This window comes from Citrobacter sp. Cpo012, assembly GCF_030333015.1.
GTDB classification, from domain to species: Bacteria; Pseudomonadota; Gammaproteobacteria; order Enterobacterales; family Enterobacteriaceae; genus Citrobacter; species Citrobacter portucalensis.
In genome coordinates this window covers 76,800-90,368 of record NZ_JAOWGR010000034.1, presented here as the reverse complement: position 1 = coordinate 90,368, position 13,569 = coordinate 76,800, and the positions used below count along the sequence as shown (strand labels likewise).

Below are 13,569 nucleotides of genomic sequence, written 5' to 3'. Positions count from 1 at the left end.
CTTTTTCGTATAAATCCGCCGCTTTTTTAGTGATTTTATTGCGCAGATTTCTCGCCGACCCGGAGAGGAAAATTATGGCTGAAATAGAACATGTACCAGGGAAAGAGCTATCCGGCAAAGCCATGAGACGCGTTGTCATGGGCAGTTTCGCTGGCGCGTTGATGGAATGGTACGATTTTTTTATTTTCGGAACGGCGGCAGGGCTAGTCTTTGCTCCCCTGTTTTTCCCTGATAGCGATCCTTTTATTGGTTTAATCGCCGCATTCGCCACCTTTGGTGTGGGTTTTCTGTCACGTCCGCTTGGAGGCATTGTTTTTGGCCACTTTGGCGATAAAGTCGGTCGCAAAATAACGTTGATTTGGACGTTAGCGATAGTTGGTTCCTCAACGTTTTTAATCGGTTTCATTCCAACATACCAGGATATTGGGATCTGGGCCCCGATTATATTGATGGTTCTGCGCCTGGTTCAGGGGTTCGGTCTGGGTGGGGAATATGGCGGGGCTGCATTGATGACTATTGAATCTGCGCCTGAGGCGAAGCGCGGATTTTTAGGTTCGCTCCCACAAACGGCAGCCTCAGTTGGGATAATGCTGGCGACAGGGGTGTTTGCATTATGCAATCACTTCCTGACTCAGGAAGAGTTTCTGGCCTGGGGATGGCGTATCCCTTTTTGGCTATCTGCCATCATGTTAATTGTTGGGATGTTTATACGGTTACATACTGAAGAAACACTGGATTTTAAAAAACAAAAAACGGCTGTCTCACAGGAACAATCAGCACCACCGTTGATTGAACTTTTCCGTAAGCATCCACGGAATATTCTGTTAGCGCTAGGGGCCAGGCTGGCGGAGAGCGTTTCGTCGAACATCATTAATGCCTTTGGTATTGTTTATATTTCCAGCCAGTTGGCATTATCAAGGGATATTCCACTCAACGGCATGCTAATCGCCTCAGCAATTGGCATTGTGTGTTGTCCATTAATTGGTTGGATCTCTGACCGCGTTGGGCAACGGAAGATGTATTTATTTGGCGCTGGTTTTTGCATCCTTTTTGCATTCCCATTCTTCCTGCTGCTGGATACGAAAAGCACACTTATCATCTGGTGCTGCATGATCCTTGGCTATAACCTGGGGCCAACGATGATGTTTGCAGTACAGCCCACCTTATTTACCCGTATGTTCGGAACACGAGTGCGCTATACGGGTCTTTCCTTTGCCTATCAGTTCTCAGCAATTCTGGGTGGGTTAAGCCCGCTCATTGCCTCCAGCTTGTTGGCGCTGGGAGGCGGGAAACCGTGGTATGTAGCACTGTTTCTGTTTGTTATCTCAATACTTTCATTCAGTTGCGTCTGGCTTATCGAGCCACATTCAGACAATAAAAATGACGCTAATAACATTTAACTTCTTACCGAAATATCAGAGAGCAATAACATGAACAATGAATTGAATACTGAGCATTATCAAGCATTACAACGTGCTTTTGATACCGCCTGGCCGGGACCGATCGGCCAACCCATTTTTTTGGAAAAAGGACATCTACGTCTGCAACTTTTTCCGCGCGATGGTGCCAGAATCACCTCGCTTCAGGCGTTTGGTTTTGAAGTGTTGCGTCAATGGGAGCCACAGCGTAAAGCATTTCAGTATGGCTGCTTTCCTATGGTTCCTTGGGCAGGCCGCCTTGGCGATGCAACATTGACCGTGGGGGAGAACCAGTACGTATTACCTGCTAACAAACCGCCTCATGCTCTACATGGTATGGCCTGTTATTCATCATGGGAAATTGTCGAACATAAAGCGGATACCTTGAAACTGCGCATGCCACTGGGCGCTCCCTGGCCCTGGCAAGGAGAGGTCCTGCAGACGCTGACTCTTGAAGACGATGCGTTAATTCTGCGACTTGAAATTCACACCATGTCTGAAACTTTTCCGGCATCTGCTGGATGGCACCCCTGGTTTGCAAAACAACTGGGCCAGCAGAATGAAGAAGATGAATTATTGGTATGTTTTAAGGCCGACTGGCAGGAAGAAGCCGGGAATAATGAGTTACCAACAGGTAATAAAATCCCCCCACAATCAGGCCCGTGGGATGACTGCTTTGGTTTTAATGATGGTCTCAATGTCAGATTACAGTGGCCAGGTAAGCTGAGTATGACGATGACATCGAGTGCGCAAAGCCTGGTCGTTTTTGACAAACAGCCCGACGCAACATGTGTCAATCCGCTTACTCAGGCGCCAAATGCGATAAATAGGACACCGCAGTTTGTCAGTGCAGGTCTTCCGTTGGTGATTGAGTCGCGCTGGCAATTTACACAGGAATTCTGATGGCTTAGCCAATAATCCCGACAGGGACTCATAGTCAAACTTCTCCTTTCCCGCTACAGTTATTCATCCACGGCGAATAAGGAGAAGGGCATGCTCTATATCTTTGATTTGGGTAATGTGATTGTCGATATCGACTTCAATCGCGTGTTAGGTACTTGGAGCGATCTGAGCCGTGTACCGCTGGCTTCGTTAAAGCAAAGTTTCACCATGGGAGAGGCTTTTCACCAGCACGAGCGAGGTGAAATAACGGATGAAGCCTTTGCCGAAGCGCTATGTCATGACATGGCGCTACCGCTAAGCTATGAGCAGTTCTCCCACGGCTGGCAGGCCGTTTTTGTTGCCTTGCGTCCTGAAGTCATCGACATCATGCAAAAGCTGCGTGAGCAGGGGCATCGGGTGGTCGTCTTGTCGAATACTAACCGTCTGCACACGACGTTTTGGCCGGACGAATACCCCGAAATCCGTCAGGCTGCTGACCATATTTACCTTTCCCAGGATCTTGGCATGCGTAAACCGGAAGCGCGGATTTACCAGCATGTCCTGCAGTCTGAAGGTTTTTCTGCGCATGAGGCGGTATTTTTCGACGACAACGCCGATAATATTGAAGGGGCTAATCGGTTAGGGATTACCAGCATCCAGGTTGTCGATAAAACGACCATTCCGGACTATTTCGCGAAGTTGCTATGCTAAAAAATGTTCAGCAACAAGCCAGGCACCATACGCGTCCTGTTCGGGCCTGGCTGAAGCTACTATGGCAGCGGATTGATGAGGACAACATGACGACGCTGGCAGGGAATCTTGCCTATGTCTCATTGCTCTCATTAGTGCCGCTTATTGCCGTAGTTTTTGCGCTTTTCGCTGCATTTCCGATGTTTTCTGACGTCAGCGTCCAGCTACGTCATTTCATTTTCGCAAACTTTATCCCGGCGACGGGAGATGTCATTCAGCGTTATATCGAACAGTTCGTTGCCAACTCGAACAAAATGACGGCCGTTGGGGCGTGCGGGTTGATTGTGACAGCGCTATTACTGATGTATTCCATTGATAACGCGCTGAATACTATCTGGCGTAGCAAGCGTACTCGGCCTAAAGTTTACTCTTTCGCCGTCTACTGGATGATTTTAACGCTGGGGCCGCTGCTGGCGGGGGCCAGTCTGGCAATCAGCTCTTATCTGTTGTCATTGCGCTGGGCCAGCGATCTCAACACGGTGATCGATAACGTCCTGCGTATTTTCCCGCTGGTGCTTTCCTGGCTCTCTTTCTGGCTGCTTTACAGCATCGTACCGACTACACGTGTACCTAACCGTGATGCGGTTATTGGCGCCTTTGTGGCCGCTGTGTTGTTCGAAACCGGAAAGAAAGGATTTGCGCTCTATATCACGATGTTCCCGTCTTATCAGCTCATTTACGGTGTCCTGGCGGTGATCCCCATTTTGTTCGTCTGGGTATACTGGACCTGGTGTATCGTCTTGCTAGGCGCGGAAATAACTGTCACTCTCGGGGAATACCGCAAACTTAAACAAGCCGCAGAACAAGAAGAAGCAGAGCAACCATGATTGCATTAATTCAGCGCGTAACCCGTGCCAGCGTCACCGTGGAGGGCGAGGTGACGGGTGAAATTGGCCCAGGACTTTTGGTCCTGTTAGGTGTCGAAAGGGATGATGACGAACAGAAAGCGAACCGCCTGTGCGAGCGCGTACTCGGCTATCGAATCTTTAGCGATGCCGAAGGCAAAATGAACCTTAACGTGCAGCAGTCAGGGGGCAGCGTGCTGGTGGTTTCACAGTTCACGCTGGCGGCAGATACCGAACGCGGCATGCGCCCGGGGTTTTCAAAAGGGGCTGCGCCCGATCGTGCAGAGGCGCTGTATGAGTACTTTGTTGAGCGTTGCCGCCAACAGGAAATGAATACGCAAACCGGTCGATTCGCTGCGGATATGCAGGTTTCACTGGTTAATGATGGCCCCGTGACGTTCTGGTTACAAGTATGAACCAGCTACCGGTGTGGCCGCGGACAACAAGAGAGAATACGACGATGTATCACCTTCGAGTACCGCAAACAGAAGAAGAATTAGAGCGTTACTACCAGTTTCGCTGGGAGATGCTGCGTAAACCGTTGCACCAGCCTAAAGGCTCCGAACGGGATGCCTGGGATGCGATGGCGCATCACCAGATGGTGGTGGACGAAGAGGGGAATCTGGTCGCAGTAGGACGTCTGTACATCAATGCGGATAACGAAGCCTCCATACGCTTTATGGCCGTTGACCCCTCCGTGCAGGAGAAAGGGTTGGGCACGCTGATGGCGATGACCCTGGAGTCTGTGGCGCGTCAGGAAGGGGTAAAGCGCGTAACCTGTAGCGCCCGTGAAGATGCGGTCGAATTTTTCGCCAAGCTGGGGTTTGTGAGCCAGGGAGAAATCACCACGCCGCAAACCACGCCGGTGCGTCACTTTTTGATGATTAAACCCATCGCGACGCTGGACGACATTCTCCATCGCGGGGACTGGTGCGGACAGCTACAGCAAGCCTGGTACGAACATATTCCATTGAGTGAGAAAATGGGTGTGCGCATTCAGCAATATACCGGGCAGAAATTTATCACCACGATGCCCGAGACGGGCAATCAGAACCCGCACCATACGCTGTTTGCCGGGAGCCTGTTTTCACTGGCGACGCTAACGGGCTGGGGGCTAATCTGGCTAATGCTGCGCGAGCGTCATCTCGGCGGGACGATAATCCTTGCTGACGCGCATATACGGTACAGCAGGCCGATCACCGGGAAACCTACAGCCATCGCCGATCTGGGCTCGCTGAGCGGAGACCTGGATCGTCTGGCAAGAGGTCGTAAGGCGCGCGTTCAGATGCAGGTCGGGGTATTTGGCGACGACACGCCGGGTGTGGTGTTTGAAGGCACTTACATTGTGCTACCCGCAAAACCGTTTGGCGCATATGAAGAAGGCGGGAACGAGGAAGAGTAAGTCAGAGGGTATCTTCTCTACTCGATGAATGCGTCTGCCGGAAGATTAAAGCGTTCTGCAAGCGCTTTAATATGGCTTACAGTCAGTGCTCTGCGACCATTTAAGATGTTGCTGACGTTCGATTTTGAACCGAGTTCGTTGGCAAGGTCTGCTGCTTTGAGACTGTATTGGTCCATGAGCGTACGCAATACTGAAACGCCAGAGGGTGTTTTCTCCAGGTGTTGGTTGAGTGCTTTGAATTCCGGCGCATGTTTTTCATATTTACTGATTCGGGCACAGAGCAATTCAAATAGTGGGTTTTCAAGATCGTCGTGGTCGACCAGATACTCCACTAGCGCAAGTGCCCTGCGATACTCAGTGTCATTTCGGTCTTCCCCCAACAGTGGGATGGTTTTTACCGCATCGCTGAAGGTATCAACAATCTTTTTTGCGCTGGCTGCATCCATATGACGATGCGTTCTCATTCTTTATTACCCCGATAATATGCTGTCAGTTTGTCATATTCGGCATGGGAAACGATATGTTTGACAAATATCTTATGTGACCTGAAATCTATGTAGGAGATGAGTCTTAGGCTGTTACCAGAAACATCAATCACCCACCATTTATCTCTGTACTTAAAATTATCCAGTGAAGGAATATACTGCTTCATCTCTTCAGGCTGAATGAATGTTTTTTTCTCCAAAACATTCAGTAAATCAGCGAGAGCAAGCTGATGATTTGGATACATGAGCATTGCCTCGTTAAAAGGTTTTCGGCTGATAACATGCACGGTGTAGTTCCATTACAAGGTTTTCAACCTGAAAACAAAATAACGCAACGCAATTAAGTTTACAAGATGAAAACACTATATTAATTAAGCATGTCTTACTGCTGTAGAATTTATGGCGCGCCAGGCAACATCCCGCATTGCGCTTCGTGCCGCTTGACTCACCCCTGCTAGCTGGAAAAATCCGTGGATAACACCGAGATAGCGTTGGCAGGTGCAATCCACGCCCTGCTCCTGGAACCGTTGATACAGGGCCTCACCTTCATCTCGCAGTGGGTCGAATTCAGCTGTAATGATGTGCGTGGGCGGTAAACCGTTGAAGTCTTCGCGCCAGAGCGGGCTGACTTCGGGATGCAATGGATCGGTTTGCGGCATATACATCTCGTAGCCCGACAGCAGTGTGTCGCGGGTGATAATGTAATCCTGTCCATTATGGTCATAGCTCGCAAAGCTGGCGGTTGCATCCAGCATCGGGTAGATCAGCATAAGCTGCGCAGGTTGCCATTGCCTGGTAGCTTTCAGGCGTAGTGCGGTGACCAGCGCCAGATGCCCGCCAGCGCTGTCGCCAGCCAGCGTAATGTTGTCCCGGTCTACTCCCAGTTTCTTGGCATACTTCCAGATAATATTGGCCCCCGATTCAGCATCGTTATGTGCTGCCGGGAAGATGTGCTCTGGTGCGAGGCGATACTGCACCGCAATGACCCGACAGCCGCTGTACCAGGCGAGTTGCCTTAGCTGGTTATCATGAGTGGTAAATCCGCCGCTGACAAAGCAGCCGCCGTGATAATAGATAACGCAGGGGAGATTTCCCGTGCAGCCCCGCGGCGAAACTACGCGAAACATCATGGCATCGAGTTCAATATCTTCAACCTGTACGCGGGTTTCAGTGTCTCCGGCCAGTACCGTGCTGGCGATGTAGCCTGCTCTCCGGTCATCAATATTCTGCTCGCGCGAAGAAGGACGTCCCGCCGCGATAAATGCCTCAACCAGCTGTGCAATCCCGCTTTCCAGTGCCATTTTCACATCCCCTTATCTGTATGGATATACAGGTTTATAACCTGGATAACTAAGAATGAAAATGGGAAAAATGGGGGTGGTTATGATTCTGGAAAGCTGCTCGCAGATTAAATACCGTCATTGGTTTCTGCTGTTTGAATTCTGTATTGTGAGGAAAATGTACTATACGCCATTGACGTATAGTTAATTTCTATTAATATAGTCCAATGGCGTACTAAAATGCTATCCATAGAAACGGAAATCTTCACTGAAGACGTCAAAAAATTACTGGATGATGATGAATACCGTAGATTACAGATATTCCTTGCGATTCAGCCTGATTGTGGCGATCTGATACAAGAAACGGGTGGACTGAGAAAGGTTCGCTGGAGAGCGCGAGGGAAAGGCAAACGTAGCGGTGTGAGGATCATTTACTTTCATCAAATCAGAAAATCACAAATTCGATTGTTGCTGATTTATCAGAAAGGGATCAAGGATGATCTGACTCCACAAGAAAAAGTGCTGCTGCGTATGTTGAATGAGAGGTGGTAAATGGATAAGGCACTATTTGAGCGATTAACTCAAAGTATGGTTCAGATGAATGAGATCGCTGAAGGAACGCGACAACCTTCCCGTACCTTTCATATTGACGCCATGAAAATAAAGGAAATTCGCCAGTCTTCAGGATTATCACAGACTCGTTTCGCAGATTTGATATCGGTAAGCGTGGATACGTTGCGAAATTGGGAGCAAGGGCGTCGTTCACCGACCGGTCCAGCAAAAGCGTTGTTACGTGCTATTGCCAATGATCCAAAACATGTCATTCAGGCACTAAGATAATCCCCGGCAGTTTGGTTCAATTGCCGGGGGAAGATCTTAAAACTTACTCCCCTTCACCCGGGAACAGGAACGGGTTGATAGAGCTGCGGGCAAAGCCCTCTTGCTCCATGTGCGCGTCCAGCATCAGTGAAGCGAGATCGTCAGCCACGGCTTCAACTTTAGGGTCTTTTTCCTGATAGAGAATCTTCAGGTAAGTCCCACAGTCGCCGCAGCTTTCAGCTTTAATTGCCGCCTGTTCGTTATCCAGCGACCAGTAGTTCAAATCACGGCTTTGCTCGCAGTTGCTGCACTTCACGCGCACCACGTGCCACTCGGTTTCGCACAGGTTGCAGTGCAGATAGCGCAGCCCCTGAGTGGTACCGATTTGCACCATGCTGGAGACCGGCATTGAACCACACACCGGGCAGTACTGACGCTGTTCACCGTATTCCGCACGGGCTTTGCCGGGGATCAGGCTTGCCATCTGCGCCCAGTAGAGCGACAGGGCAGCCCAAATGAACGGCGCTTTATCGCTGCTGACGGAGGCGAAATCAGAGGCAAACAGTGCGCTGGCCATCAGCTCCAGTTCCTGCTCTGAGGCTTTTTCCAGATTTTCGATCACGGCAAGCGCAGGGCCGCTCATTTCTGGTTTCAGCTCAGCAATTAACGATTGCAGCAGTTTTTGCCAGTGCTTGTCGCGTGGCAGTACGTGGATATCCAGCGGCGGTTTGCCCTGATCGTTCGCTTCTTTGATGCGAGCGGTCAGATCCATCTGCAGCGGGTGGTCGTACAACACCACTTCCTGCGCGTGGGCAATCAGCGCGGCAAAGCGCAGGTAGTCGCCCAGCGGGTTGTTCTCGGCCAGCTCGCGCAGGCGCTCAGCGCGGCGGTTATACAAATTTTTGAGTCTGGGGAATAATAACGGCGGAATCATATCCGCCGTGCGTTTCTCGCTCTTCTCCAGCTCATCTTGCGGGATTATGCGAATACTCATTCAGATGACTTTTCCTGTTTCTGGCGGACTTCACGGTACCAGCGCGGGTGATGTTTCTTCGCCCATGAACTGGTAACCCATCCTTCCACCATCGCGGTAATGGTGCCTTTCACCCAAAGGGCGGCGTAAATGTGCACCATGATAACCACAATTAACGCTACTGCGGCAAATGAATGCAGCATTAACGCGAATCGGATCACCGGGATTGAGAAAGCAGGCGCAAAATACGGACGCCAGATGACCACTCCGCTCACCAGCAACAGGACCAGGAAGATAATCGCCGCCCAGAATACGCATTTCTGGCCGAAGTTATAACGTCCCGTGTCACCTACTTCCTCGTTGACGACAATCTTACGAATATTCTTCGCCCAAAAGATATCATCCCGATTGATTAGATTGTGGTGCCAGTAACGGAAAAACATGATGATAAACGAGGCAAACATGATCACGCCGACAAACGGGTGCACAATTCGCGCCAGTTGTGGAGTGCCCATGATGTGCATCAGCCAGTTAAAAGACGGGAAGAGAAAGCCCATCCCGCTCACCGCCGCCAGAATGAAGCAGAAGGCGGTGATCCAGTGGTTGATGCGTTCCGGCGCCGTGTAGCGCACGATGGTGTCACGTCGTTTCATTTGCGCACCTCGTCGTCTTTTTCATGCAGATTGTCTTCTTCCTCTTCCGCACGGTTCGGGCCTACGCCGACGTAGTGGAAGATGCTGGCCGCAAATGTCGCTGCAAAGCCGACGGCTGCGAGGGGTTTCCAGATGCCTTTCCAGAACTTAACGGTTGCGCTGATCTCCGGGTTCTCCGGCAGGCCGTGATACAGATTCGGTTTGTCCGCATGGTGCAATACGTACATTACGTGCGTACCGCCAACACCCGCCGGATCGTACAGACCCGCGTTTTCGTAACCACGCGTTTTCAGCTCCGCCACGCGTTCGCCTGCCAGCGTTTTCATCGACTCTTTGGTGCCGAAATGAATGGCGCCGGTTGGACAGGTTTTCACGCAGGCCGGTTCTTGCCCGACCACAACACGGTCAACGCACAGCGTACATTTGTAGACGCGGTTGTCTTCCGGATTGAGGCGCGGCACGTCGAACGGGCAGCCCGCGATGCAGTAGCCACAGCCGATACACTGCTCAGACTGGAAGTCGACAATACCGTTGGCATACTGAATGATTGCGCCTTCAGCCGGACACGCCTTCAGGCAGCCCGGATCGGCGCAGTGCATACAGCCATCCTTGCGGATAAGCCATTCCAGTTTGTCGTTTTGTTCCACTTCCGAGAAGCGCATCACCGTCCAGGATTTGGCGGTCAAATCAGCCGGGTTGTCGTACACCCCAACGTTGTTGCCCACTTCATCACGGATGTCGTTCCATTCAGAACACGCCACCTGACACGCTTTACAGCCGATACAGGTGGTGACGTCGATAAGCTTCGCCACTTCTTCCTGATGGTCCCGCGCCTGAGGCGCGGGGGTGAAACCGTTAGTGGCGGAACGACGAATGATGTCTTGCGATTGATAAGCCATAGGTCGTCTCCGTTACACCTTTTCCACGTTCACGAGGAAGGACTTAAATTCCGGCGTCTGCGTGTTCGCATCACCGACGAATGGCGTTAACGTGTTAGCGATAAAGCCTTTTTTCGCCACACCTTCGTAGCCCCAGTGAATCGGAATACCGATAGTGTCGATATCCTTACCGTTAGCCTTCAGCGTGCGAATACGTTTGGTCACCACAGCCTTGGCCTTAATGTAGCCGCGATTAGAGGAAACTTTGACGGTATCGCCGTGGGAGATACCGAGCTTATTCGCCAGCTTCTCGCCAATTTCCACAAACTGTTCCGGCTGAGCGATGGCATTCAGCAGCGCATGCTTGGTCCAGTAGTGGAAGTGCTCGGTCAGACGGTAGGTTGTACCGACGTACGGGAACTTATCTGCTTTACCCAGTGCTTCTTCGTCACCTTTAAAGATGCGCGCGGCAGGGTTAGAGATAACGTTCGGGTGCAGCGGGTTAGTCCCCAGCGGTGTTTCAAACGGCTCGTAGTGTTCCGGGAACGGACCTTCCGCCATCTTATCGATAGCAAACAGGCGTCCCATCCCTTCCGGCTGCATGATGAACGGCCCTACGTTGCTGCCAGGTGCGGCAGCACTGTAGTCCGGAATATCCATCCCGCTCCACTTCGCCCCATCCCATTTCAGGATCTGACGTTTTGGATCCCACGGATTCCCCTGCGGATCAGCGGAGGCGCGGTTATACAGAATGCGTCGGTTAAGCGGCCATGCCCAGGCCCAGCCCAGCGTATTACCAAGGCCTGACGGGTCGGCGTTATCGCGACGTGCCATCTGGTTGCCTTCCGGCGTCCAGCTACCGGCAAAAATCCAGCAGCCGCTGGAGGTCGTGCCATCGTCACGCAGTTGGGCGAACGAGCTAAGCTGTTGGCCTTTCTTGACGATAACCGCACCGGTTGCCGGGTCGGTAATGTCGGCCAGCGCTTTACCGTTGCTCTCCATCGCCACTTCTTCCGAAGCCGGTTCGTGCGGGGTGGAGTAGTTCCAGGTCATGCTCAGCACCTGTTCCGGGTTCGCGCCACCTTGCTCGGCATACATCTTGCGCAGGCGCAGGAAGATACCGGCGAGGATTTCGCCATCGGTAACGGCAATCCCCGGGGCATCAGCGCCTTTCCAGTGCCACTGCAGCCAGCGGCCGGAGTTGACGATAGAACCATTCTCTTCGGCGAAGCAGGTGGATGGCAGACGGAATACTTCGGTCTGGATTTTCGACGGATCAACATCGTTCGACTCACCGTGGTTCTGCCAGAAGGTGGAAGTCTCAGTGTTGAGTGGGTCGATAGTGACCAGGAACTTCAGTTTGGACAGTGAAGCCACAACTTTGTTTTTGTTCGGGAATGACGCGACCGGGTTAAAGCCCTGGCAGATATAGCCATTCACTTTGCCCTGATTCATCATCTCGAAGTACTGCAGGACGTCGTACCCTTTATCCCACTTCGGCAGCCAGTCGAAGCCCCAGCTGTTTTCCGCTGTCGCTTTATCGCCAAAGAAGGCTTTCATCATCGAAACGAAGAATTTCGGGTAGTTGCCCCAGTAGTTCACCTGACCTTCCAGCAACGGTTTTGGCGTGTTGGCGGCAAGGTAGGTTTGCAGGTCAGTCTGTTTCTCGCTTGGCAGCGTCATATAGCCTGGCAGGCTTTGTGACAGCAGACCTAAGTCGGTCAGGCCCTGAATGTTGGAGTGACCGCGCAGGGCGTTAACACCGCCGCCAGCCATCCCCATGTTGCCAAGCAGCAACTGGATCATCGCCATGGTACGGATGTTCTGCGCACCCACGGAGTGTTGTGTCCAGCCCAGGGCGTACAGGAACGACGCGGTTTTATCTTTGGCACTGGTTTCTGCGATGTACTCACAGACCTTCAGGAAGTCGGCCTTTGGCGTACCGCAGATGTTTTCTACGACGTCCGGCGTGTAGCGGGAGACGTGCTGTTTCAGCAGGTTCCATACGCAGCGCGGATGTTGCAGGGTGACATCGCGTTTGGCGAAGCCTTTTTCATCCAGTTCGTAGTTCCAGCTGGTTTTGTCATACTTGCGTTTGTCCGCGTCGTAGCCGGTGAACAGGCCATCTTCGAAACCGTAATCCTCACGCACGATCAGGCTGGCGTTGGTATAGGCCTCAGTGTATTCGCGGTTAAATTTTTCGTTGTTCAGCAGGTACAGCAAAACGCCTGACAGGAAAGCAATGTCAGTACCGGAACGAATTGGCGCATAGAAATCAGCCACCGCAGCGGTTCGCGTAAAGCGTGGATCGATAACAATCAGCTTCGCGCCGTTGTGAATTTTGGCTTCCATCGCCCAGCGGAATCCGACCGGGTGAGCTTCAGCGGCGTTACCGCCCATCACCACGACGAGGTTGGCGTTTTTAATGTCGACCCAGTGGTTGGTCATCGCACCGCGACCAAATGTTGGAGCAAGACTTGCTACCGTTGGTCCGTGTCAGACGCGTGCCTGGTTGTCGACCGCGAGCATACCGAGCGCGCGGGAGAATTTTTGCGTTAAATAGCCGGTTTCGTTACTGGAAGCGGAAGCACACAGCATTCCGGTGGAAAGCCAGCGGTTAACGGTTACGCCTTCAGCGTTTTGTGCAACGTAGTTAGCGTCGCGGTCTTCTTTCATCAGCTTAGCGATGCGGTCAAATGCCTCATCCCAGCTAATCTGTTGCCACTTATCTGAGCCTGGTGCGCGATATTCCGGGAATTTCAGGCGGCTTTCGGAGTGGATGAAGTCCACAAGTCCTGCCCCTTTCGGGCACAGCGCGCCACGGTTCACCGGGTGATCCGGGTCCCCTTCGATATGGAAGATGGATGCTTTGGCGTTTTTTGCGCCGTCACCGAGGCTGTACATTAACAGTCCACAGCCAACGGAACAGTAAGTGCAGGTGTTACGGGTTTCGCGGGTGCGCAGCAGTTTATATTGCCGTGTTTCCGCGAGCGCTACGCCGGGTGCAAAGCCCAGTGCCGCTGCCGTGGTGCCTGCCATACCGCCAGCGCAGATCTTAAAGAACTGCCTTCTGCTGACCTGCATGGTTCGCTCCTTGTTTCGACATTGTCACGTTCCCTTCGCTTTTCTGTAACGCGAACGCGAGGGAAGTGGTTGTTATTTTTCTTTGCGGACGGGACCGCAA

General features: G+C 51.9%; 15 protein-coding genes. 8 read left to right on the top strand and 7 right to left on the bottom strand.

Annotation, left to right across the window (positions count from 1 at the left end):
* Nucleotides 1-74: 74 nt before the first annotated feature.
* The 6 genes from OGX90_RS06050 (at nucleotide 75) to fabY (ending at nucleotide 5,297) form a co-directional block, all read left to right on the top strand.
* On the top strand, nucleotides 75-1,400 hold the full coding sequence (locus OGX90_RS06050; RefSeq protein WP_020996120.1) for an MFS transporter: 1,326 nt from the start codon (nucleotides 75-77) through the stop codon (nucleotides 1,398-1,400).
* A gap of 30 nt (nucleotides 1,401-1,430) precedes the next feature.
* On the top strand, nucleotides 1,431-2,321 hold the full coding sequence (locus tag OGX90_RS06045) for an aldose epimerase family protein (protein WP_100271692.1): 891 nt from the start codon (nucleotides 1,431-1,433) through the stop codon (nucleotides 2,319-2,321).
* A 90-nt stretch (nucleotides 2,322-2,411) separates the two neighbouring features.
* Nucleotides 2,412-3,011: a glucose-1-phosphatase gene (yihX, locus tag OGX90_RS06040; RefSeq protein WP_008786997.1), complete on the top strand. Its 600-nt coding sequence runs from the start codon at nucleotides 2,412-2,414 to the stop codon at nucleotides 3,009-3,011.
* On the top strand, nucleotides 3,005-3,877 hold the full coding sequence (locus OGX90_RS06035; RefSeq protein ID WP_008786998.1) for a virulence factor BrkB family protein: 873 nt from the start codon (nucleotides 3,005-3,007) through the stop codon (nucleotides 3,875-3,877). The genes yihX and OGX90_RS06035 overlap by 7 nt, the downstream gene beginning before the upstream one ends.
* Nucleotides 3,874-4,311, top strand: a complete 438-nt coding sequence (gene dtd / locus OGX90_RS06030; RefSeq protein ID WP_003825289.1) for a D-aminoacyl-tRNA deacylase — start codon at nucleotides 3,874-3,876, stop codon at nucleotides 4,309-4,311. Before OGX90_RS06035 ends, dtd begins: the two co-directional genes overlap by 4 nt.
* Before the next feature lie 44 nt (nucleotides 4,312-4,355).
* Nucleotides 4,356-5,297 carry a fatty acid biosynthesis protein FabY gene (gene fabY, locus OGX90_RS06025; RefSeq protein ID WP_003825286.1) on the top strand — a complete coding sequence of 314 codons (942 nt, stop codon included), beginning with the start codon at nucleotides 4,356-4,358 and terminating at the stop codon, nucleotides 5,295-5,297.
* Between the two features lie 17 nt (nucleotides 5,298-5,314).
* Here fabY and OGX90_RS06020 read toward each other — a convergent pair whose 3' ends face one another.
* From OGX90_RS06020 to OGX90_RS06010, 3 genes are all read right to left on the bottom strand, one after another.
* Nucleotides 5,315-5,761, bottom strand: coding sequence for a helix-turn-helix domain-containing protein (locus OGX90_RS06020; protein WP_048215203.1), 447 nt, complete (start codon nucleotides 5,759-5,761; stop codon nucleotides 5,315-5,317).
* Nucleotides 5,758-6,069 (bottom strand): type II toxin-antitoxin system HigB family toxin, encoded by a 312-nt coding sequence (locus tag OGX90_RS06015; protein ID WP_048215202.1) that lies wholly within the window; start codon nucleotides 6,067-6,069, stop codon nucleotides 5,758-5,760. Before OGX90_RS06015 ends, OGX90_RS06020 begins: the two co-directional genes overlap by 4 nt.
* Nucleotides 6,070-6,153: 84 nt before the next feature.
* Nucleotides 6,154-7,083 carry an alpha/beta hydrolase gene (locus tag OGX90_RS06010; protein WP_111466282.1) on the bottom strand — a complete coding sequence of 310 codons (930 nt, stop codon included), beginning with the start codon at nucleotides 7,081-7,083 and terminating at the stop codon, nucleotides 6,154-6,156.
* A 219-nt stretch (nucleotides 7,084-7,302) separates the two neighbouring features.
* Between OGX90_RS06010 and OGX90_RS06005 the strand changes: the two genes are divergently transcribed.
* Together OGX90_RS06005 and nadS are read left to right on the top strand one after the other, a co-directional pair.
* Entirely contained in the window at nucleotides 7,303-7,614 is a 312-nt protein-coding gene (locus tag OGX90_RS06005; RefSeq protein ID WP_286623344.1) for a type II toxin-antitoxin system RelE/ParE family toxin, read from the top strand.
* On the top strand, nucleotides 7,615-7,902 hold the full coding sequence (gene nadS / locus OGX90_RS06000; protein ID WP_038635893.1) for a NadS family protein: 288 nt from the start codon (nucleotides 7,615-7,617) through the stop codon (nucleotides 7,900-7,902).
* 43 nt (nucleotides 7,903-7,945) lie between these two features.
* Here the strand turns inward: nadS and fdhE are convergent, their stop codons facing one another.
* Genes fdhE through fdnG form a run of 4 tightly spaced genes read right to left on the bottom strand, consistent with a single transcriptional unit; the run spans nucleotide 7,946 to nucleotide 13,469 of the window.
* Complete coding sequence (gene fdhE / locus OGX90_RS05995; protein ID WP_003028685.1) at nucleotides 7,946-8,875, bottom strand: formate dehydrogenase accessory protein FdhE; 930 nt, start codon at nucleotides 8,873-8,875, stop codon at nucleotides 7,946-7,948.
* Nucleotides 8,872-9,507, bottom strand: a complete 636-nt coding sequence (gene fdoI, locus OGX90_RS05990; RefSeq protein WP_003028686.1) for a formate dehydrogenase cytochrome b556 subunit — start codon at nucleotides 9,505-9,507, stop codon at nucleotides 8,872-8,874. Before fdoI ends, fdhE begins: the two co-directional genes overlap by 4 nt.
* Nucleotides 9,504-10,406: a formate dehydrogenase O subunit beta gene (gene fdoH, locus OGX90_RS05985; protein WP_003825273.1), complete on the bottom strand. Its 903-nt coding sequence runs from the start codon at nucleotides 10,404-10,406 to the stop codon at nucleotides 9,504-9,506. The genes fdoI and fdoH overlap by 4 nt, the downstream gene beginning before the upstream one ends.
* Nucleotides 10,407-10,418: 12 nt before the next feature.
* On the bottom strand, nucleotides 10,419-13,469 hold the full coding sequence (gene fdnG / locus OGX90_RS05980) for a formate dehydrogenase-N subunit alpha (protein WP_100247862.1): 3,051 nt from the start codon (nucleotides 13,467-13,469) through the stop codon (nucleotides 10,419-10,421).
* Nucleotides 13,470-13,569: the final 100 nt, after the last annotated feature.